This is a genomic window from Azotobacter beijerinckii, assembly GCF_900110885.1.
In the GTDB taxonomy this organism is placed as follows: domain Bacteria; phylum Pseudomonadota; class Gammaproteobacteria; order Pseudomonadales; family Pseudomonadaceae; genus Azotobacter; species Azotobacter beijerinckii.
This window is the reverse complement of the sequence record NZ_FOFJ01000010.1, coordinates 92960-113648: the sequence shown is the minus strand read 5'-3', so window position 1 is coordinate 113648 and position 20689 is coordinate 92960. Positions and strand designations below refer to the sequence as shown.

Below are 20689 nucleotides of genomic sequence, written 5' to 3'. Positions count from 1 at the left end.
ACCATACCACCGCCGTTCTTCATCCAAGGCGCGCCTGACAAGGGCGCGGGTCGAGCCGCGGCTTTTGGCTCAGGCTTGTGCCGACTTCCTGATCCGGGTGCCGTTGCCGATGACCAGCGCGGAAAGGACCAGCAGGACCGCACCTCCCAGCAGAGGGGCGGAAGCACTGGCATGGTCCAGGAGCTGGCCGCCCAGTGCACCGCCCATCATGATCGCCAGCTGGATCGAGGCGACCAGCAGTCCGCCGCCGCTTTCCGGCTCGTCATCGATTTCCCTAGCCAGCCAGGTCGACCAGCATACTGGTATAGCGGCGTTCAGCGCTCCCCAGCCGACCATCATCGCCGCCACCGCCCAGAAGATATGCCCGGTTTCCATCATTGCCAGGGTGACGGCGGCGAGGGCCAGGGGAAGGTAGCGCAGGAGCGGGTAGAGGCGCTGCCGATGGAGCATGGCGCCGGCAAAGTGGGTTCCCGCGAATCCGGCCAGGCCCAGGCCGAGCAGCAGAAGCGAAAGCTGGCTCGGGCTCACGCCCATTTCGGCTTCCAGGAAGGGGCGGAAGTAGGTGAAGGCGCCGAATGCACCCGCGAACGTCAGCATGGTCGAGAGCATGCCCAGGGCGACGTAGCGGCGCTTGAGCAGCCCGAACAGGCGGGTCACCGGAATGGTCGCGCGCGGCGGCATCGAGGGAAGGCTCCTGGCCTGCCAGAGCAGATTGACGATTACCAGCGGCACGAGGCCGCCGAACACGACCCTCCAGCCGAACAGTTCTCCCACGTAGGCCCCGATCGGTGCGGCGAATGCCGTGGCGATGGCATTGCCCATGTAGATGGTGCCAAGCGCCTTCGGCACGCGCTCGGCGGGCACCAGCCGAATGACGGTCGCCGTGGCCAGCGACCAGAAACCGCCGATCGCCAGTCCCAGCAGGGCGCGGGCCGTCATCAACAGGGAAAAGTCGGGCGCCAGGGCGATCATCGCCAGCGACAGCAGCATCAGCAGGGTCATGCCCATCAGGACGTGCCGGCGATCGAAGCGTCCGGCGATGGGCGCGATGAACAGGCTGGACAGTACCGCGAAGAAGCCGGACACCGAGATGGCCTGTCCCGCCAGGCCCTGGGTGGCCTGCAGGTCTTCGGCGATCGGTGTCAGCAGGCTGACCGGCATGAATTCGGCGGCGATCAGCATCGCCACGCAAAGCGCCATGGAGCCTACGGCGCTACCCATCTGCCGCCGGGCAGATACGGATTCGAGAGTTGAAGTCGTCATCGGGTTTTCTCTGGCAATGCGCAACCCGGCACCGCCTCGCGGAGGAGGGGCGCAACGTGGTCGAGGTCGGATGAAGGTACGGCCGGGCGTGCAGGACGTCGCGAGCGGGATGGTTCGCTTGCCGCCGCTGTTGGAGCCCCATGATAGGGAGGCCGGACTATTCGAAAAACACAAAACTCCGAATGGAGCTATGAGTCAGGGTGATTAATCCAGCCGGTTTTCGCAGCCATGGCCAACGGATTCATTACTCTGGCTCATAGACGCTTTCGAGAAATCAACGGCTGTGCTGCTGGCGGGACCCCCTATCATCGGGAGCCGTATCCCGCTCGTCCGATGGCAAGCCAACCCGTGTCGTCGATGGGCTGACCGTGGCGCTTTCCGTATCCGTCGCGCCCCTTTTTCTCTGCTGCCATGAAGGTGCGTACATGCAATATACCCATCTGGGCCGGACCGGCCTGAAGGTCAGCCGGCTGGCGCTGGGCACCATGAGCTTCGGCGAACTGACCGACGAGGCGACCAGCTTCGCGATCATGGACGAGGCGCTGGACGCCGGCATCAACTTCTTCGACACCGCCGACGTCTATGGCGGCCCGCAATCGCCGGACATGGAGAAGGGCTTCGGCATCTCCGAGGAGATCATCGGCCGCTGGCTGGCGCAGGGCGGGCGGCGCGACCGGATCGTGCTGGCGACCAAGGTGTATCAGCCGATGGACACCGGCCCGAACGACAAGTACCTGTCGGCCTACCACATCCGCCGCGCCTGCGAGGCGAGCCTGAAACGGCTGCAGACCGATCACATCGACCTCTACCAGATGCACCACGTCGACCGGGCGACGCCCTGGGAGGAAATCTGGCAGGCGATGGAGCAACTGATCCGCGAGGGCAAGATCACCTATGTCGGCAGCAGCAACTTCGCCGGCTGGGACATAGCCACCGCGCAGTGCACGGCCGCCTCGCGCAACCTGCTGGGACTGGCATCGGAGCAGAGCCTCTACAATCTGACCCAGCGCACCATCGAGCTCGAGGTGATCCCGGCCCTGCGCCACTTCGGGGTGGGCCTCATCCCCTGGAGTCCGATCGGCATGGGGCTGCTGGGCGGCGTGCTGCGCAAGATCGCCGACGGTCGCCGGGCGACGCCGCATTTGCAGCAGCAGATCGACAGACGGCGCCCGCAACTGGAGGCTTACGAGGCACTGTGCGACGAGCTGGGCGAGGCCCCGTCGGACGTGGCGCTCGCCTGGCTGCTGCACAATCCGGTGGTGACCGCCGCGATCAGCGGCCCGCGCATCGTCGAGCAACTGCGCCAGAACCTCAAGGCGCTGTCGCTGAGGCTCTCGGACGAGACGCTGGCGAAGCTGGACGAGATCTGGCCGGGTCCGGGTGGCGAGGCACCCAAAGCCTATGCATGGTAAGCGCGCGGCCTTACTTGGCTATCTGCTTCCAGGGTCGAGCCATAAGTGCATGGATATTCACCGCACGAAGAGAGCCGGAAGGCGGGTGTCTGGCCGACGCGTGCTGCGTCTGACGCCCCCGGGGGGCTGGCCTTCCACAAGGACGGGCGTCTCTTCGTCGCAGCCTTGGACATCCCCAACGGCGTCGGCTCCGTCCTGGTGGTGAATCCGGACGGATCTGGCCTGCAGACGATCATCCCGCCAATGGCTTGGGAGGAAAAGCAGGTGGCGGAACCGGCCCGTAGTGCGTCTCACAATCCAGGTGCCACAAAGGGCTCTGGGGTTCTCGCCATCCTGTCAGGGCGGCAGCGTGCCTTCTCTCTCTATTCCCCGTAGCGCAGCGCCTCGATCAGGATTTGCATGGCCCGCGAGGTTTCGCGCTGGCTGGAGTAGTAGAGGTGATAGCCGGGGAACGTGCGCCACCAGCTCTTCATCACCGGCAGCAAGCGTCCCGATTCGAGATGAGGGCGAGCCAGGTCTTCGGGAACGTAGGCCAATCCATGTCCCGACAACGCGGCGTTCACGATCTGGTAGATACCGTTGAACACCAACTGGCCGTCTACCCGCACATTCAGCTCGCTCTGGTCCTCCTTGAGTTCCCAGGCGTACAGGTTGCCCCGCGTCGGCAGCCGCAGATTGATGCACGCGTGGTTCGTCAGGTCCTGGGGGTTGGCGGGCATCGCGCGCGAGGCGAAATACGACGGCGCGCCGACGATGGCGAATTGCAGGTCGGGCGCGATGCGCACGGCCGAGCTGTCCCTGGTCAACCCATCGCCCAGGCGCACGCCGAAGTCATACCGGCTCTGGACGATATCGGTGAGGACGTAGTCGGAACTCAGCTCCACCTTGATCTTCGGGTAGGCGGCCAGTATCCCGGAGAGCTTCGGCCACAGTAGCGTGTCGATGGCATGTTCGGTGGCGGTGATACGGAGCGTGCCGGCGGGCGTTTCGCTTAGCTCGGAGACATGCCGCAGCTCCGAGGCGATGTCCTTGAGCCGGGGGGCGACCACGCGCAACAGCCGTTCGCCGGCCTCGGTGACCGATACGCTGCGCGTGGTCCGCGTCAGCAGCCGCACCCCGAGCCGTGCTTCCAGTCCACGGATCGTATGGCTGAGCATCGACTGGGAGATGCCGAGCCGGGCGGCTGCGCGGGTGAAGCTGCGCTCCTCCGCAACCGAGATCAACGCGAGCAGATCGCTGTAGTGTTCACGAGGCATCGTTTCATTCCAGGCAGGGACGGCGGAATTGTATCAACCGGATACGCCCCGTTCCCCTTTCAGCCGCCTGGCTTGATGGAGCCTGCAGGCTGCTTGGTTATAGATCGGCGCGGTCGCCGCCGCGACTCTCCAGATGCCCATTCGCCTATCAGGCGGCCCACAGATCGTAACTGACTCCTTGGGCGCCTTCGCTGGCGAAGTTTTCGATTGCCTCGGCAGAGCCGACAATACCTACCGCCACATCGGCGCGCTGAACGCCGGCGGCCAGGCCATCCCGCCAGAATGCCAAGCCATCAATGTCAGCATCGCGCGCGAGCACCGATTGATACAGGTGGTTGACGAAGTCCGTATCGTTCAGGGTGTTCAGTCCCCCATCGGTAGCCTCGGCGGATTGCAGAAAGTTCTCTGCAATCTGTCCATGGGATATGTCGGCCTCCAGCTGATCCATCCAGAAGCCGAGACCGGCGGCATCGCTATCGCGTGCCAGCAAACCGTCATATAGGCGCTCCAGAAAGGCGGCCCCAGTATCGCTACCGAATACTGTGCGGTGGTCGTCGGTACCGATTTGGTCGATGTCGATCAGGGTCGTGGTGCCGGAAATCTCATAGGCCACCGCCAGTTGTGGCTTGCCACTGGCGCTGTTGCCGCCATCGATGAACTTGATGACTTCCGGAGCCAGATCGCCGTTGGCCGCCGAGTCGATGTAGCTGACGAACGTCGAGCCGGCTGGATCGGTGACGTCGTACACCATGATGCCGCTGTCGCGCTCTAGGCCGATGAAGGCATAGGTGCGATCACCCAGCCGGCCGATGGCCAGGGCTTCGGGCTCCGGTCCCTTGTTGTCCGAGCGGGCATCCGGCTCGTCGCCGTCGATGTTGAAGGATTCGGGGTGCAGCGAGGCGATGATCTGTTCGAAGTCGTCGCCGCTGTCGAAGACCAGATTGCCTTCGGCATCGAAAATGCTGAAGGAGCGGCTGCCGTAGCTGTACAGCGCGTCGTAATCGCCGTCGCCGTCCGTATCGCCGTCGATGCTGGAGACGTTCAGGCGTCCCAGGTTGGCATTTTCCTGCAGGCTCGCGGCATCGGGAAACGCGCTGGAGTCCAGGGCGATGTCTTTTACCCGGACATTTTCCCCGCGATCGTCGCCTTCGTTGGCGACCACGAAGTAGGTCTTGTCATCGGCCGCATAGCTGGCGATGGCATCGGGCATGCGCAGACCCTGAACCGGCCAGTTGGCAATGTCGATGGTGCCGTCCTTGTCGGAAGCGTCGACGCCGCTTCCGGCCGCGCGGTGATCGACGGTGCCGAGCGGCAGCAGCGCGGATACGTTCAGCGTGGCCATGTCGATGGTCGCGACGGCGTTGGCCTCCTGCAGGGTGACGTAGGCCGTCTGGCCGTCGGGAGAGAAGGCGATATATTCGGGCTCGAAGTCTTCCGAGGCGCTCTGATCGGGAAAAATGCGCACGCCCTGTTCGCGCAGGGCTTCTTCCTGGCCGTCGAAAGTGGCGAAGTCGATCTCGGTATGGGTGGCGGCCGCCACACCCTGGCTCAGGTCGATCACCGAAACCGAGCCGGGATTGCTGTCGCCGCTGGCGCTGGGTTCGCCTTCGTTGGCCACGAAAACCTGGCTGCCGTCCGGCGAGAAGGTCACCATGTCCGGACCATAGCCGACTTCGATGGTGTTCAGCCGCTGGCCGCTCACGTTGAAGAATGCCACCACGCCGCGATCCAGTACCGTGGTCTCGCCGCTGAGGGTCGTCCGGGTAACGGCCACGGCGATCAGGCCATTGGAAACGGTGACCGAGTTGATGCCGGCAAAGCCGGGGATGCTACTGGCATCGGCAATGCCAATCTTGGTGCCGGTTTGGGTATCGAAGATGTCGATGCGCTCGTCCGCACCGTTAGTTACGAACAACTGACCGCTTTCGAATGCCACCACCTCGGAACCGGCCTCGCCGGAGCCGCTGTCGAACTGTCTGTAGACCGAGCTTTTGAACGCCGTATCGACTGCCATTACCTGAACCCTTGAACGATCATTAAAAAACGAAGTGTTATGCGAACAGGGCCTGCGGCCACTGACAGAGACAAAACCCTATCGGCCGGGTGTTACAGGGCGTTTGCAGTCGATTTCCGGCAGTTACCAGTTTGTTGCCGGGTTTTTCTTGAATAAAGGGGCGCGAGGCGACCAGAACGGGCGAGGAGGGGAAAAGTGGCTGGATGGATTAACGGCACGCGGTGTTCGGGCACCGCATCGAGCCGGTCAGCCGGCGAGGCTTGGCCGCGCCGGCTGTCGGGGGGGTCAGAACTGATCGTCGGCAAGGTTCTGGATCGGGGTGCTACCGGCGCGGATGACGGCTTCCAGGGAGTGGATGCGCGGCAGCAGCTTGGCGAAATAGAAGCCTGCGGTAGCCAGCTTGGTGCCGTAGAAGGTTTCGTCGGAGGCACGACTGGCCTGGGCCACGGCGGCCATGCGGGCCCACATGTAGGCATAGGCGACGTAGCCGAACAGATTCAGGTAGTCCACCGCCACGGCACCGACCAGTGCCGGGTCCTTGCCCGTTTGGTCGAGCAGCCAGGCGCTGACGCTTTCCAGGCGCTCCAGGGCGGCCAGCAGTTCGCGGGCGAACGGCCGCGAGGCCGGCTCGTCGACGAAGGCACGCATCTCCTCGGCGAACAGGCGCAGTGCGACGCCTCCGTTGGCCACGACCTTGCGACCCAGCAGGTCGAGGGCCTGGATACCGTTGGTGCCTTCGTAGATCTGTGCGATGCGCACGTCGCGTACCAGTTGCTCCTGGCCCCACTCGCGGATGTAGCCGTGCCCGCCGAATACCTGCTGGCCGTGGATGCAGCTTTCCAGTCCGGTATCGGTGAAGAAGGCCTTGGCGATGGGGGTGAGCAGCGCGACCAGCGCCTCGGCGCGGTGGCGCTCGCCGGCATCTTCGGCATGCTTGGCCAGGTCCAACTGCTGGGCGACGTAGGTGGAGAAGGCCCGTCCGCCTTCGGTCAGTGCCTTCATGGTCAGCAGCATGCGGCGCACGTCGGGATGGACGAGGAGGGGGTCGGCGCTCTTCTGCGGTGCCTGGGCGCCGCCGGGCGCGCGCCCCTGCAGGCGGTCGCGGGCGTAGGCCACGGCGTTCTGGTAGGAGGCCTCGGCGCAGCCGATGCCCTGGATGCCGATGGACAGGCGCTCGTAGTTCATCATGGTGAACATGGCGGCCAGGCCCTTGTGGGGTTCGCCGACCAGGTAGCCGCTGGCGCCGTCGAAGTTCATCACGCAGGTGGCCGAGGCCTTGATGCCCATCTTGTGTTCCAGCGAGCCGCAGGACAGGGCGTTGCGTGCGCCGAGGGCGCCGTCGGCTTCGACCAGGAACTTGGGCACCAGAAACAGCGAAATCCCCTTCGAGCCGGCCGGCGCGTCGGGCAGGCGGGCCAGCACCAGATGGATGATGTTCGCCGTCAGGTCCTGCTCGCCGCCGGTGATGAAGATCTTGCTGCCGCTGATCGCATAGCTGCCGTCGGCCTGCGGTTCGGCGCGGGTGTGCAGCAGGCCGAGGTCGGAGCCGGCCTGGGCTTCGGTCAGGCACATGGTGCCGGCCCATTCGCCGCTGTACAGGCGCGGCAGGTAGCGCTGCTTGAGTTCCTCGCTGGCGTGGGCGTCCAGCGCCAGGCAGCAGCCGGACGTCAGCGCCGAGTACAGGGTGAAGCTGGCATTGGCGGAATAGAGCATCTCTTCGAACTGCACGGCGAGCATCTTGGGCATGCCCAGGCCGCCGTAGGCGGGATTGCCGGCCAGGCCGACCCAGCCACCCTCGATGTAGGTGGCATAGGCTTCGCGGAAGCCGGCCGGTGTGCTGACGACGCCATTGTTCCAGCGCGCCCCCTCCTCGTCGCCGCTGCGGTTGAGCGGTGCGAGCAGTTCGCCGGTAACCTTGGCCGCTTCCTCGAGGATGGCATCGGCGGTCTCGGCATCCACCGTCTCGGCCAGTGCGGGCAGGCGGGCCCAGAGTGTGTCGGCGGCAAAGACCTCGTGCAGGACAAAGCGCATGTCGCGCAGGGGGGCATGGTAGTGGGGCATGACGGACCTCGTGTTCTGGTCATGGGGCCGCCCGGCGCGCTCCGGGCGGTAGGGTATCGGGGGCGGCGAATCAGGCGTGGACGTGGAAGCCGCGGCCGCTCTTGCGGCCCAGATAGCCGGCCGCGACCATTTCCTTGAGCAGGGTGGCCGGGCGGTACTTGGGATCGCCGAAATCGCGGTGGAAGGTTTCGAGAATCGCCAGCAGCGTGTCCAGGCCGATCAGGTCGGCCAGTGCCAGCGGGCCGATGGGATGGTTGCAGCCGAGCTGCATGCCGATATCGATGTCCTGGGCGCTGGCCAAGCCTTCCTGAAGGACGAAGATCGCCTCGTTGATCATCGGGCAGAGGATGCGGTTGACCACGAAGCCTGGGCTGTTGCGTACCGAGACGGCGGTCTTGCCGATGTGCTCGGCGAACTCCAGCGCCTTGGCATGGGTGGTGTCGGAGGTCTGCAGGCCGCGGATGACTTCCACCAGGGTCATGACCGGCACTGGATTGAAGAAGTGCAGGCCGATGAAGCGTTCGGGGTTGCTCAGGGCGCTGGCCAGTTCGCTGATCGACAGCGAGGAGGTGTTGCTGGCGACGAGGGTGCCGGGCTCCACCACTTCGTCGATCCGGCCGAGGATCTGCCGCTTCAGGTCGAGATTCTCGGTGGCCGCCTCGATGACCAGGCTGGCGCCGGTCAGGACGGCGTAGTGGGTGTCCGACTGGATGCGCGCCAGTGCGGCCTGCTTGTCCGCTTCGCCGATCAGGCCCTTCTTCACCTGTCGCTCCAGGTTGCCGGACAGGGTGGCGAGGCCGCGCTCCAGGGCGCCGGTGGAGATGTCCACCAGGGTGACCGGCAGGCCCGCCAGCGCGCAGATCTGGGCGATGCCGTTGCCCATGGTGCCGGCGCCGATGATTGCGATGCGCAGATCGCTTCCGCTCTTCAGATGATCGCTCATGCTCATGTTCCGTGTAGACAGGTTTGGCTGATTGATGCCCTGAGGTTCTGGCGGCGCTTGCCGCCAGGACGCGATGGTGCCGAATCGAGACCATGCTCTCGAGTACCTCGACAGCTTAGTCCGACCCGGCCGGATCGAACCCGGCGACCGCGCCCAGCTCCTGCGGGGCGCGGTCTGGCCGGCACCTCAGTGTGCGCTGGCTGCGGCAGCTCCCAGGCCGGTCTGGGCCCGTACGAACTGGTCGTCGAAGGCCGCCCGCTCGTGCTCGGCACGGGCGCTGCGGTCGAGCTTGGACACCACGACGATGACCAGGAAGGCCAGCGGCATGGAGAACAGTGCCGGATGGTCGTAGGGGAAGATCGCCTTGGCGTTGCCCAGCACGGTGACCCACACCGCCGGCGACAGGATCACCAGCAGGAGGGCGCTGAGCAGGCCGGCACAACCGCCGCAGAGGGCGCCTCGGGTGGTCAGGCCCTTCCAGTACATGGCCATGATCAGCACCGGGAAGTTGGTCGAGGCGGCGACGCCGAAGGTCAGGCCGACTAGGAAGGCGACGTTCTGCTTCTCGAACAGGATGCCGAGACCGATGGCGACCAGGCCGAGGCCGATGGTAGCGATGCGGGTCACGCGCATCTCGTCCTTCTCGCTGGCCTGGCCTTTCTTGAACACGGTGGCGTACAGGTCGTGGGAGATCGCCGAGGCGCCGGCCAGGGCTAGGCCGGAAACCACCGCGAGGATGGTGGCGAATGCCGTGGCGGAGAGGAAGCCGAGGAACAGGTTGCCGCCGACCGCCTTGGCCAGGTGCATGGCGACCATGTTGCCGCCGCCGATCAGCGCGCCCTTGAGGTCGCCGCCGACGAAGTATTGCGGGTCGGTGCCGACGATGACGATGGCGGAGAAGCCGAGCGTGATGACCACCAGGAAGAAGAAGCCGATGAAGCCGGTGGCGTAGAACACCGATTTGCGGGCTTCCTTGGCGTTCGGCACGGTGAAGAAGCGCATCAGGATGTGCGGCAGGCCGGCGATGCCGAAGGCTAGGCCCAGCGACATGGAGGCGGCGTTGAGCGGGTCGGCGAGCATCGAGCCGGGGCCCATGATCGCCTTGCCGATGGCGTGGCTGTCGATGGCGCGGGCGGCGAGGGTTTCATAGCTAAAGCCGAACTGGGCCATCGCCAGCAGCGCCAGGGTGGTACCGCCGGCGAGCAGCAGCACCGCCTTGATGATCTGTACCCAGGTGGTGGCGAGCATCCCGCCGAAGATCACGTAGACCAGCATCAGCGCGCCGACCACCAGCACCGCCACCGGGTAGTCGAGACCGAACAGCAGCTTGATCAATTGGCCGGCGCCGACCATCTGTACCACCAGGTAGCAGCACACCACGGTCAGCGAGCCGAAGGCGGCGAAGGTGCGGATGCGGGTCTGGTCGAGGCGATAGGACACGATGTCGGCGAAGGTGAAGCGGCCGAGGTTGCGCAGTCGTTCGGCCATCAGGAAGGTGATCAGCGGCCAGCCGACGAAGAACGCCACGGTATAGATGAAGCCGTCGTAGCCCTTGGCGAAGATCAGGCTGGACAGGCCGAGCAGGGTGGCGGCGGACATGTAGTCGCCGGCGATCGCTAGGCCGTTCTGGAAGCCGCTGATACCGCCGCCGGCGGTGTAGAAGTCGGCCGTGGAGCGGGTCTGGCGGGAGGCCCACCAGGTGATCGCCAGGGTGCCGAGGACGAAGACGAAGAACATGCCGATGGCATGCAGGTTGAGAGGCTGTTTTTCCGCAACGATCACCGGGGCGGCGAGGGCACTGGCGGAGAACAGGCAGAGGCCGGCAAGGCCAAGGGCGCGAAGCGGACTCATTGCTGGCTCTCCTCGAGGATCTGGGCGCTGAGGGTGTCGAAGCGGGTGTTGGCGCTGCGCACGTACCAGCCGGTGAGCAGCCAGGAGAAGACGATGATCGCCGCGCCGACCGGAATACCGACGGTCAGCAGACTGGCTTCGCCGAGCGGCCGATGCAGCCATTGCGGGGCGAAGGCCACGGTCAGCATGAACAGGCTGTAGACGCCGAACACCGAGGCGCTCAGCGACCAGGCCAGGCGCGAACGGCTCTGCACCAGCTGGCGGAATTTCGGGTTGTTGCGGATCTGGTCGTAACTCTGGGCGTGTTGTGAAACGGGTCGGTCCATGTTGGGGCTCCGGATTGTTGTTGTTGTCGCCGTACCATTCGCGGCAGCCTTTTCGGGCGCGCCGCGGCCTGAGGCGTCCAGCCGGGGGCTGGACGCCATCATTTGCTCGATCTGTTTGTCGGAATCGCTATGGGGGCGCTACAGCGCCCTGGCCCTGTCGCGCAGGACGTATTTCTGGATCTTGCCGGTGGAGGTCTTCGGCAGTTCGCTGAAGACCACGCGCTTGGGGATCTTGAAGCCGGCCAGATGCTCGCGGCAGAAGGCGATGATTTCCGCCTCGCTGGTCCGTTCGTGGCCGGACTTGAGGGTGACGAAGGCGCAGGGGGTTTCGCCCCATTTCTCGTCGGGACGGGCCACCACGGCCGCCTCGAGGACGCCATGATGGCGGTAGAGCACGCCCTCCACCTCGATGGTCGAGATGTTTTCGCCACCGGAAATCACGATGTCCTTCAGACGGTCCTTGATCTCCACATAGCCGTCCGGGTGCCAGACGCCCAGGTCGCCGGTGTGGAACCAGCCGCCCTCGAAGGCCTCGGCGGTGGCGGTGGGGTTTTTCAGGTAGCCCTTCATCACGGTGTTGCCGCGCATGAAGATCTCGCCGATGGTTTCGCCGTCGCGCGGCAGCGGCTCCAGGGTCTGCGGATCGGCCACCATCACCCCCTCCAGGGTCGGGTAGCGCACGCCCTGGCGCGCCTTGATCCGTGCCCGGTCGTCCAGCGGCAGCTCGTCCCATTCCTCGTGCCAGGCGCACACGGTGACCGGACCGTAGACCTCGGTGAGGCCGTAGACATGGGTGACCTTGATGCCCATTTCCTCCACTGCGCCGATCACCTTGGCCGGCGGTGCGGCGCCGGCGACCATGGCGTTGACCGGATGGTCGATGGCGGCCTTGGCCGAGTCGGGCATGTTGACCAGGGCGTTGAGCACGATGGGTGCGCCGCACAGGTGGGTAACGCGGTGCTCGTGGATCAGGGTGAGGATCTTCTGCGGGTCGACCCGGCGCAGGAACACATGGGCGCCGGCCAGGGCAGTGACGGTCCAGGGGTAGCACCAGCCGTTGCAATGGAACATCGGCAGGGTCCAGAGATACACGGGATGGTTGCCCATCGCCCAGACCATCTGGTTGCCCAGCGAATTCAGGTAGGCACCGCGGTGGTGGTAGACCACGCCCTTGGGATTGCCGGTGGTGCCGGAGGTGTAGTTGAGGCTGATGGCCTGCCACTCGTCCTCCGGCCATTGCCAGGCGAACTCCGGATCGCCCTCGGCGAGCAGCGCCTCGTAGTCCAGATCGCTGACCGGCTGACCCTCGCCGTATTCCGGATCGTCGACGTCGACCACCAGCGGCGGGTGGGCGAGCATGCCGACGGCGGCATGAATCACCTCCTGGTACTCGCGGTCGGCGATCAGCACCTTGGCCTCGCCGTGCTGCAGCATGAAGGCGATGGCCTCGGCATCCAGGCGCACGTTGAGGGTGTTGAGCACGGCGCCGATCATCGGCACGCCGAAGTGCGCCTCGAGCATCTGCGGGATGTTCGGCAGCATCACCGCCACGGTGTCGCCCTTGCCGATGCCGCGACCGGCGAGGGCGGAGGCCAGGCGTCGGCAGCGCGTATAGGTTTCGGCCCAGTTGCGGCGGATCGAGCCATGGATCACGGCGGGGCGCTGCGGATAGACGGCGGCGCTGCGCTCGATGAAGCTCAGCGGAGAAAGGGGGACGTGATTGACGGCAGAGCGCGGCAGACCCTGTTCGAAGATCGACATGTTTTTATCCTTTAGGCTAATTGTTAGCTCTTATTGCCTTCCAGCTTCCCCGTTCCGGCGGGGAGTGGTACATCCTTCGTCGATCTGTATAGCAATCTCCATTTGATATGTAAATACTACTGAATACTTATAGTTTTATTACTATATTTGTTCTGAGCGACGGAAGCCCTTATGCCCATCCCCCCCGTTTTCCCCAGTGTCTCGCCGCTGCTGGCGCTCGACCCGCAACCGGGCCTGCTGCTGGATGTCCGGGCAAGTCCCCTCGCCCTGAACGCGGCCCTGCTGGCGCTGCTCGGCAGTCCCGGTCCGGAAGCGCTGGCCGGCTGTCTGCCGGCAAATCATGTGCAGCTGGTGCGCGCCTGCCTGGAGCAGCGACGGGCCATCGAGGACGTCGAGGCGCAATTCGGTGAGCGGGTTCTGCTCTGGACCTTCATTCCCGATCCGCAGGAGAGGCGGGTACTGGCGCGCTGCCGGGACGCCACTGCGCAGCTCCTCGGCGAGCGCGAGGCAGCCAGGGCGCGGCGCTTGTACCGGCTGATCACCGAGAACACCACCGACCTGATTTCCCGTCACGATCCCGACGGCCACTTCCTCGACGCCTCGCCGGCCTCCTGGACTCTGCTCGGCTACTGGCCGGAGGAACTGCGCGGCATGCCGGTGCGCACGCTCCTGCATGTCCGCGAGCGGGCGCAGTTGCGGCGTGCCCAGGAGGCGCTGGAGCAGCACGGCTATCACACCATGAGCTACCGCATCCGCCATCGCGCCGGGCACTACCTGTGGTTCGAAACCGCCAGCCGGGCGATCCGCGATACCTATACCGGGGCTGTGGTGGAAGTGATCAGCGTGTCGCGGGACATCACCGCTCGGGTGTTGGCCGAGGAGAACAACCGGCGGCTGGCCGGGGTGGTGGAGGCCAACACCGATCTGGTGCTGTTCATCGATCCGGCCGGGCAGGTCACCTATCTCAATCCGGCGGCCCGCCGGACCCTGGGTATCGGCGAGCGGCAGCCGATGCCGGCGCTGGCCGGACTCTTCGCCTGTGCCGATCTGGCGCGTTTGCAGGAGGAGGGCTGGAGCACCGCCGAACGGCTGGGTGCCTGGAGTGCCGACCTGCGCCTGCAGCCTTCCGGCGGCGGCCCCTCGGTACCGGTGTCGCTGGTGCTGCTGGCGCACTCGGCGATCGGCGGCGAACGCTACTATTCGCTGGTGGCGCGCGACATGACCGAGCGCGAACTGCGTGAGGCGCAGCAGCACCGCCACCAGGACGAGCTGGCGCATACCGCGCGGCTGGTTAGCCTCGGCGAGCTGGCCTCGGGTCTCGCCCACGAGATCAACCAGCCGCTGGCGGCGGTGGTCAATTACGCCAGTGCTAGCCAGCGCTACCTGCAGTCCCTGGAGAAAAACCCTCAGGCAGTGCTACGCGTGGCCCAGGGGCTGGAGCGCATCACCGAGCACGCCAACCATGCCTCGGAGGTGATCAAGCGGCTGCGCGCCTTCCTGCGCAAGGGCCAGCGACGCATGCAGGCACTCGACGTGGCCGACGTGGCACGGGGGGCAGTGCGGCTCTGCGGCTGGGAGGCGAGCGCCAGCCAGGTGGCGATTGAGGAGCAATTGCCGGGCGATCTGCCGCCGGTCTATGCCGACCGGGTACTGCTTGAGCAAGTGTTGCTCAACCTGCTGCGCAATGCCATCGACGCCAACCGCGAGGCCCATCCCGGTCAGCCCACCCGCATCGTGTTGACGGCCTGTGCCAAGGCCGGCCAGGTAGCGATCGAGGTGCGCGACTGCGGGCCGGGGCTGAGCGACGCCGAGCTGGAGCGGGTGTTCACGCCCTTCTACACCAGCAAGCCGGAAGGGCTGGGGCTGGGCCTGTCGATGAGCCGCAGCATCGTCGAGGGCTTCGGCGGCTCTCTGGAAGCACAGCGCGCCGAGGCCGGTGGGTTGTCGATGTGCTGCCTGCTGCCGCTCCAGCAGGGCGATGCGCGGCCGGACGCCAAATAGCCCTGGCGGCGACGAGATGGCGCGTCCGCCAGGATGTGCCGGGGCGCCTCGTACGCGAGGACGATACACCGGCAGGCTGCCGGGCTAACCTCCCGGCCGTGCAGGAAGGCATCGATTTCGGCGTAGGAAACGCCATGTGCATCCTCGTCCGGCCTGCCCGGTCCGACTGCAGCTCCTCAAGGTCGGCACCTTAGACCAAGCGTTCGGGTGCGCCCAGGTAGCAGGCCAAGGCGCGCACCTACTCCTTGACCAGGCCGGCGAGAGGGGGCGAGATCGCTGGCGCCGTCGCAGAAGCTCATCACCGCCTCGTGTGATCGGTACCGATCACCAGCCCGCCACAGGCATTGGCAATCGCGTATTGGGCGACGCGCGCCGGTGGCGATGAAGGCCAGCGCGTCCTGGGAGTCCCGTTCGTCGTGCTCGATCAACCGGGGCCCAGCTGCTGGCCATGCGGCCGGCGAAGTCGCGCTTGAGGAGGCCTACCAGCTTCTCCTAAACCCGGTAGGAAAAGTGTCGGATAGTCCTGAAATCGGAAATCTGAAGGCCGGCCAACTCCCCAACGGAGGTCGAGCGCTTTAGTCTCTCGAGCTTTTCCTGGAGTCGTTCGCATGCCCATGCCAGACGGTCGCCAGCAGGGGAGCCTCGTAGAGGCTGACGTGTAGCCAGGGATCGCGGATGCTCAACTGACGGCCACCAGTAGGTAACGAAGATTGAAGTGGAACAGGCTGAGGAAGCGTATGAAGTCCGGCTGATGTACGGAATACGTTCGAGGAACGCCAACTGTTCGTCCGCGATCCCGGTTTTGGCCAAAGTTCGATCTCCCAGCGAGTCTCGGTGGGGCAGGGCATCAGGTTCTCGTTGCTGCGGCAGTGGAGTTCCTACTCGACCCCGGTGTTGGGGTAGTTGTGCAGGGCCGCCATGCATCATGGTCAGCTTGTAGAAGTCAGTATCGAGCAGGCTTTGCACGATACGCCGGGAGAACGCACCTCCGCTCGTGTCCGTCCTGCTGACCGGTCGGCAGGACGCCGCCAGAGTGCTGTAGGGGATACTGGCCAGCGTCGACATAATCGCGCTGCATCTGGATCGCGCTCCGGGCAGGCTGGAACTGCTGGTGATCCAGCGGGGAAGGGCGCCTTTCGAGAGGCAGTGGGCTTTACCGAGCGTACTGGTCAACGGTCGCTGCTTCGATCCAGTCTGGATGCTGCGGCTATCCGAGCCTTAAACGAGAAGGCGAGGTGCATGAACAGGTTGCAACAGAGGGCAATGCCGTTCGCAATCCGCGTGGCTGATCCATGAGCGCCTCTACCTAGCCCTGCTGGCGCTCGACATCCATAACGACCCGCTGTCCAGCTGAAACCTGCCCATCTCGGGGATGGTTTCAGCTGGAAAATACCTATGGTCTTTACCGCTATCTCCCTTTGACCCTTTTTATTTTCACAAATCGGAAGGTTTTTGCCTATTCATTGGCATTTTACCATAATCGGAAATCTAAGAATGGGAACACTTTCTACCAAAAAACCTCTACATAAACTTAAAACCTGTAAACAGACAAAAACTAAGCTAATCACTTTCAGCCTACCAACAGGCATGCTGTACTTGGCGGCTTCGATAGCTGCTGGATCACCCGGTGTCGGGCTCTTCTGCATCCTTGGCGGCGACTTTCAGAAACTTTCAGAAGGATGGTCCGATGCTCCGCGACCTCCCGGAAAGGCAAAACCAAACGACGACAACGGGAGAATCTCGATGGAGCAGGTGGTGTACGTGGTAGATGACGATCAGGGCATGCTGGACTCAACAGTCTGGCTGCTCGAGTCGGTGGGATTGAAAGCCTTACCGTTCATCAGCGGCAGGGAGTTTCTCGACGCTTGCGACCCCAGTCTCAACGCCTGCGTGCTGCTGGATGTACGAATGCCCGGCATGGGCGGACTGAACGTGCAAGAGGCGATGCGGACGCGGGATATCGACCTACCGGTGATCTTCGTCAGCGGACACGCCGATGTGCCCATCGTGGTGCGGGCCTTCAAGGCTGGCGCCTGCGACTTCATCGAGAAGCCCTACAACGAGCAGCTGCTGCTGGACAGCGTGCAGCAGGCTCTCGGCAGCCTTGGCGAGCGCCGCTCCGACAGTCGTGGCCAGGATGCGTTGCAGGAGCGGCTGAATGCGCTCACCCCGCGCGAGCGCGACGTATTACTGCCGCTGGTACAGGGCTATACAAACCGGGAAATCGCCGAGCAGCTGTCGATCAGCGTGAAGACCGTCGATCTCTATCGCATGCGGGTGATGAAGCGCATGCAAGCCGAGCGGCATGCCGACCTGGTCGGCATGGCCATCGCGGCTGGGCTGGTGGACCCGCTGAATCTGCGAGCGAACGTGCCAGCCAGCATGGCTGGGTAGGCGAGGGGACGGATCTGTTGTCCGCGAACGGACGGTCTGTCGTCTAGCGCGGCAAGCCGGCGAGAAAACCCGCGAGGAAGATGTCCAGCGGACCCGTACAGCGAACCAGCCGGGCACGCTGCACGGCGCCTTCCCAGCCGATCCAGAAGAACGTCGCGAGTTCCTCGCAGTCGGCGCCAGCGGCCAGTTGGCCGCTATCTCGGGCGAGCCGCAGACAGTTGGCCAGGCGGTGCTGCCAGTCGCACAGGGTGGCTTCCAGCCGCTCGCGGAAACTGTCCGGCAGGATGGCTACCTCCTGGCCGAGATTACCCACCAGGCAACCACGACGAAACTGGTGTCTGATCATGCCGGCCTTGGCGTCCTCGACGAAATCGCACAAGCGCTGCAGCGGCGGCACGTCGTCCCGCAGCAGCCAGCGATCCAGCTTGCGGGCGAAGTAGGCGCCATAGTTTTCCAGCACCACCTGGCCGAAGGCCTCCTTGCTGTCGAAGTAGTGGTAGAAGGAGCCCTTGGGCACGCCGATGCGTTTGAGCACACCATCGATACCGGTGGACATGAAACCCTGCTCGGTGAGCATTTCCATGCCGCAGCGGATCAGCGCCTCGCGGGTATCGGGAAACTCCCGCGCGATCTTGGGCGGGCGGCCGCGGCGGGGTTTGGGTTTGGGTTTGGGTTTGGGAGTGGTGATGGTCATGGGCGCGATTCTGGGGAGAACGTCACCGAAGTCAACCCGTGCCAGTGGGGAGGAGGGCGAGGCCGATCACGGAAACTGGCTGAACCCCTCTTGCTTTCCCGCTTCCCGAACGGATCTTGCCTACGCTCTATACTCGAAAAATCTGGCTGCCGGACTGGATGGGCGATGGTCTGCAAGGCCGACTTGTTCAGGCAGACTGACGATGAAAGAGAAAGAGCTTCGACTGGCGGTCGTTTTCTTTGGTGGCGTATCGCTCGCGATCTACCAGCACGGTATCAACCGGGAAATTCTCAATCTGGTCAGGGCATCGAAGATCTACCATGCGGACAAGCCCTACGAGGGCCAGGACAAACCGGTAAGCAGCCTTCACGAGCGTTACCCGGACGAACCGGAGCAGTCCACCGGAGACGTTTATCGCGAGTTTCTGGAAACGTTGGGTAAAGACGTTTGCCTTCGGGTGATCGTCGATGTCATCGCCGGATCTTCGGCAGGGGGCATCAACGGCGTGACCTTGGCCACGGCGCTGGCCCACGATCGCAGTCTGATGCCGATCACGGACATGTGGCTCGACGATGCCGACATGCTGAGCCTGCTGGCCCCCGAGGCCAAGGCGCATCTTTGGAACAAGTGGTATTTCTGGCCGCTCGTGCATCCCGTGCTCACCCGGCTCAACCGCGAAGGTTTGCTACCGGGAAAGGCCAATGCCGAGATGGAAAAGCGAATTTCGGTCTTCCTGCGCTCCCGCTGGTTCAAGCCGCCCCTCGATGGCCGCCGCCTGAGCACGCTCATGCTCGATGGCCTGACGGCGATGAAAACCTCCAGTTCGCCGTGGGAGTCGCTGCTGCCGCAGGGTGCAAGGCTCGATCTGCTGGTGACCGTGACCGATTTCAGAGGGATCGAGCAGCCGATCTTCATCCACGACCCGGCGGTCGCCTACGAGCGGGAGCACCGCCACCTGCTGCGCTTCAGTCTCGATCATCGCCGAACCGGGCATCTGCTGAGCGACTTCGACATCGACAACTTTCCCTCCCTGGCTTTCGCCGGGCGGGCGACGGCATCCTATCCGGGGGCCTTTCCACCGGCCCGGATTCGCGAGATCGACGAACTCCTGGCGGAGCGCCATATGCCCTGGCCAGCACGCGCGCATTTTTTGGATCGCAATTTTCGCCACTACCGCGAGCGGGGCGAAAATCCCGAGGATGCGATACTGCTCGACGGCAGTGTGCTCGATAACAAGCCGATCATGGCCTGCGTCGAAACCATCCGCACGCACTGTGCGTTCCGCGAGGTGGATCGCCGGTTGGTCTTCATCGATCCCCACCCTGGAATCGGAAGGGCGGCGCCCGGGACCGGCATGCCAGGCTTTTTCGCCACCTTGCGGGGCGCGCTCTCGGACCTGCCGCGCCATGATCCCGTCTATAACGAGCTGGCGGTCATCAGCCGCTACAACGTACAGGCACGACGGCTGAAGGCGGCGATCCTCAACGCTCGGCCCATCGTCGCGAAACTGATCGAGCAGGCGACGGAGGGGCGGCTCAGGGGAGACTTCACGGCCGACGACCTGCGGCACTGGCGGCTCTCGTCGATCAGCCTGCTGTCCAGCACGACGATCGTCTACGACGTCTGGATGCGTTCGCTGGTTCTCGAAGCCCTGGATTTCATTGCGCGGATCATCGTCAGTGCCTGTCAGTACACTGCCAATTCGCCGGAAGCGTGCCGGGTACAGGAAGTCATCGAGGCATGGGCCCGGCAGCAGGGCGTCATCGCCGACTCTTACGCGATGCCGGACAATCTTTACAGAAACGTCGATCTGCCGCCGTTCGGAAGGATCATTCTGGATTTCGGGGTGATCTATAAAAGGAGGCGGTTGAACTTCGTTCTGCATGAAATCAACGATCTTTACCCTGGGGTTTCCAGCGAGCAGGCCGGCGTTGCCGATTCGGAGTTCCTCGATCTGTTGAAGATCAAGATCCACAAGTGCATCGACGAGCTGTCCATTTTCGACGACATCGACTTTCTCAGTCGGCAGGCCGTTGCAGGCTGTCGGGAGATTTTCCTGGAGCAGGGCGACGATACTACCTGGCCTGCGCCAGCCACATTCGAGGAAATATCCAGGCTGGTCGAGCGCCTGACGCAGGAATGCGACCTCGCCAGAACGGCCGACAATGCGGACGCCGTCCTGGCGTCGTCCCTGGTTCTGAGCCTGGAAGAGCGTAGCCGAGACGCCATTCTCACCGGTTACCTGGGGTATTTCTTCTGGGACATCATCCTGCGCCCGACCATGAGTGCGCTGTCGCTGGATGCCGATGCGGGGCCGATCGAGGAAATCCTGGTGGACCGCATCAGTCCCGAGGACGCGAACGGCATCGTGCTCGACACGCAGAAAAATGTGCTGCTTGGCAGGTCGTTCGCCAGCTTTGGCGGATTTCTCGATCGCTCGATTCGCGAGAACGACTACCTGTGGGGGCGTCTGCATGCGGTGGATCGGCTTTTCGACATCCTACTCAGTACGGTTCCGGTGAGCATTCGCGACAATTTCGCCATCAACACTTTAAAGAAGCGTGCCTTCGAGAGGGTGCTCGAGGAAGAGCGCCAGCGACTGACGTCGGTTCCCGCACTGATCGCCAAAATCGAGGCAGCCATAGAGCAGCTTTAGGCCGTTTTCGTGCAGAGTTCAGCTCTGCACGAAAACGGCCTGCCTTCGGAGTCGGTG

General features: G+C 64.3%; 13 protein-coding genes and 2 pseudogenes. 5 read left to right on the top strand and 10 right to left on the bottom strand.

Annotated elements, in window-relative coordinates:
* Window positions 1-69 precede the first annotated feature (69 nt).
* Complete coding sequence (locus BMY22_RS07655; RefSeq protein ID WP_244158821.1) at window positions 70-1263, bottom strand: MFS transporter; 1194 nt, start codon at window positions 1261-1263, stop codon at window positions 70-72.
* 425 nt (window positions 1264-1688) lie between these two features.
* Here BMY22_RS07655 and BMY22_RS07650 point away from each other — a divergent pair, with 425 nt between their 5' ends.
* Window positions 1689-2675, top strand: coding sequence for an aldo/keto reductase (locus BMY22_RS07650; protein ID WP_090620890.1), 987 nt, complete (start codon window positions 1689-1691; stop codon window positions 2673-2675).
* Window positions 2676-3037: 362 nt separating this feature from the next.
* Here BMY22_RS07650 and BMY22_RS07640 read toward each other — a convergent pair whose 3' ends face one another.
* From BMY22_RS07640 to BMY22_RS07610, 7 genes are all read right to left on the bottom strand, one after another.
* Window positions 3038-3931 carry a LysR family transcriptional regulator gene (locus BMY22_RS07640; protein WP_090620887.1) on the bottom strand — a complete coding sequence of 298 codons (894 nt, stop codon included), beginning with the start codon at window positions 3929-3931 and terminating at the stop codon, window positions 3038-3040.
* Between the two features lie 148 nt (window positions 3932-4079).
* The gene (locus BMY22_RS07635; protein WP_090620885.1) at window positions 4080-5945 is read right to left on the bottom strand and encodes a choice-of-anchor I family protein; all 1866 of its coding nucleotides are present in this window, start codon (window positions 5943-5945) and stop codon (window positions 4080-4082) included.
* A gap of 285 nt (window positions 5946-6230) precedes the next feature.
* Complete coding sequence (locus BMY22_RS07630) at window positions 6231-8006, bottom strand: acyl-CoA dehydrogenase C-terminal domain-containing protein (protein WP_090620884.1); 1776 nt, start codon at window positions 8004-8006, stop codon at window positions 6231-6233.
* A gap of 70 nt (window positions 8007-8076) precedes the next feature.
* The gene (locus BMY22_RS07625) at window positions 8077-8949 is read right to left on the bottom strand and encodes a 3-hydroxybutyryl-CoA dehydrogenase (RefSeq protein ID WP_090620882.1); all 873 of its coding nucleotides are present in this window, start codon (window positions 8947-8949) and stop codon (window positions 8077-8079) included.
* A gap of 186 nt (window positions 8950-9135) precedes the next feature.
* Complete coding sequence (locus tag BMY22_RS07620) at window positions 9136-10800, bottom strand: cation acetate symporter (protein ID WP_090620881.1); 1665 nt, start codon at window positions 10798-10800, stop codon at window positions 9136-9138.
* Entirely contained in the window at window positions 10797-11126 is a 330-nt protein-coding gene (locus tag BMY22_RS07615) for a DUF485 domain-containing protein (RefSeq protein WP_090620879.1), read from the bottom strand. Before BMY22_RS07615 ends, BMY22_RS07620 begins: the two co-directional genes overlap by 4 nt.
* Window positions 11127-11264: 138 nt before the next feature.
* Window positions 11265-12887 carry an acyl-CoA synthetase gene (locus BMY22_RS07610; protein WP_090620877.1) on the bottom strand — a complete coding sequence of 541 codons (1623 nt, stop codon included), beginning with the start codon at window positions 12885-12887 and terminating at the stop codon, window positions 11265-11267.
* Between the two features lie 171 nt (window positions 12888-13058).
* Between BMY22_RS07610 and BMY22_RS07605 the strand changes: the two genes are divergently transcribed.
* Window positions 13059-14888, top strand: a complete 1830-nt coding sequence (locus BMY22_RS07605; RefSeq protein WP_090620876.1) for a PAS domain-containing sensor histidine kinase — start codon at window positions 13059-13061, stop codon at window positions 14886-14888.
* Window positions 14889-14923: 35 nt separating this feature from the next.
* Here the strand turns inward: BMY22_RS07605 and nadE are convergent.
* Window positions 14924-15255: pseudogene (gene nadE / locus BMY22_RS24855) on the bottom strand (NAD(+) synthase); the annotation flags it as partial.
* Window positions 15256-15933: 678 nt separating this feature from the next.
* Here nadE and BMY22_RS24850 point away from each other — a divergent pair.
* A pseudogene (locus BMY22_RS24850) lies at window positions 15934-16174 on the top strand (NUDIX hydrolase); the annotation flags it as partial.
* Between the two features lie 457 nt (window positions 16175-16631).
* Complete coding sequence (locus BMY22_RS07590) at window positions 16632-17282, top strand: response regulator transcription factor (protein WP_090620875.1); 651 nt, start codon at window positions 16632-16634, stop codon at window positions 17280-17282.
* 43 nt (window positions 17283-17325) lie between these two features.
* Here BMY22_RS07590 and acuR read toward each other — a convergent pair whose 3' ends face one another.
* Window positions 17326-17976 (bottom strand): acrylate utilization transcriptional regulator AcuR, encoded by a 651-nt coding sequence (acuR, locus tag BMY22_RS07585; RefSeq protein ID WP_090620873.1) that lies wholly within the window; start codon window positions 17974-17976, stop codon window positions 17326-17328.
* 202 nt (window positions 17977-18178) lie between these two features.
* Here acuR and BMY22_RS07580 point away from each other — a divergent pair, with 202 nt between their 5' ends.
* A complete protein-coding gene (locus tag BMY22_RS07580; protein ID WP_090620872.1) occupies window positions 18179-20632 on the top strand; it encodes a patatin-like protein in 2454 nt (817 codons plus the stop codon).
* Window positions 20633-20689 lie beyond the last annotated feature (57 nt).

What these genes read in the sequence shown, in the direction of transcription:
- BMY22_RS07615 (WP_090620879.1), bottom strand. Translation starts at nt 11,126, where the DNA reads ATGGACCGACCCGTTTCACAACACGCCCAGAGTTACGACCAGATCCGC.
- BMY22_RS07605 (WP_090620876.1), top strand. Translation starts at nt 13,059, where the DNA reads ATGCCCATCCCCCCCGTTTTCCCCAGTGTCTCGCCGCTGCTGGCGCTC.
- BMY22_RS07580 (WP_090620872.1), top strand. Translation starts at nt 18,179, where the DNA reads ATGAAAGAGAAAGAGCTTCGACTGGCGGTCGTTTTCTTTGGTGGCGTA.
- BMY22_RS07610 (WP_090620877.1), bottom strand. Translation starts at nt 12,887, where the DNA reads ATGTCGATCTTCGAACAGGGTCTGCCGCGCTCTGCCGTCAATCACGTC.
- BMY22_RS07650 (WP_090620890.1), top strand. Translation starts at nt 1,689, where the DNA reads ATGCAATATACCCATCTGGGCCGGACCGGCCTGAAGGTCAGCCGGCTG.
- BMY22_RS07630 (WP_090620884.1), bottom strand. Translation starts at nt 8,006, where the DNA reads ATGCCCCACTACCATGCCCCCCTGCGCGACATGCGCTTTGTCCTGCAC.
- BMY22_RS07590 (WP_090620875.1), top strand. Translation starts at nt 16,632, where the DNA reads ATGGAGCAGGTGGTGTACGTGGTAGATGACGATCAGGGCATGCTGGAC.
- BMY22_RS07635 (WP_090620885.1), bottom strand. Translation starts at nt 5,945, where the DNA reads ATGGCAGTCGATACGGCGTTCAAAAGCTCGGTCTACAGACAGTTCGAC.
- BMY22_RS07620 (WP_090620881.1), bottom strand. Translation starts at nt 10,800, where the DNA reads ATGAGTCCGCTTCGCGCCCTTGGCCTTGCCGGCCTCTGCCTGTTCTCC.
- BMY22_RS07655 (WP_244158821.1), bottom strand. Translation starts at nt 1,263, where the DNA reads ATGACGACTTCAACTCTCGAATCCGTATCTGCCCGGCGGCAGATGGGT.
- BMY22_RS07625 (WP_090620882.1), bottom strand. Translation starts at nt 8,949, where the DNA reads ATGAGCGATCATCTGAAGAGCGGAAGCGATCTGCGCATCGCAATCATC.
- BMY22_RS07640 (WP_090620887.1), bottom strand. Translation starts at nt 3,931, where the DNA reads ATGCCTCGTGAACACTACAGCGATCTGCTCGCGTTGATCTCGGTTGCG.
- acuR (WP_090620873.1), bottom strand. Translation starts at nt 17,976, where the DNA reads ATGACCATCACCACTCCCAAACCCAAACCCAAACCCAAACCCCGCCGC.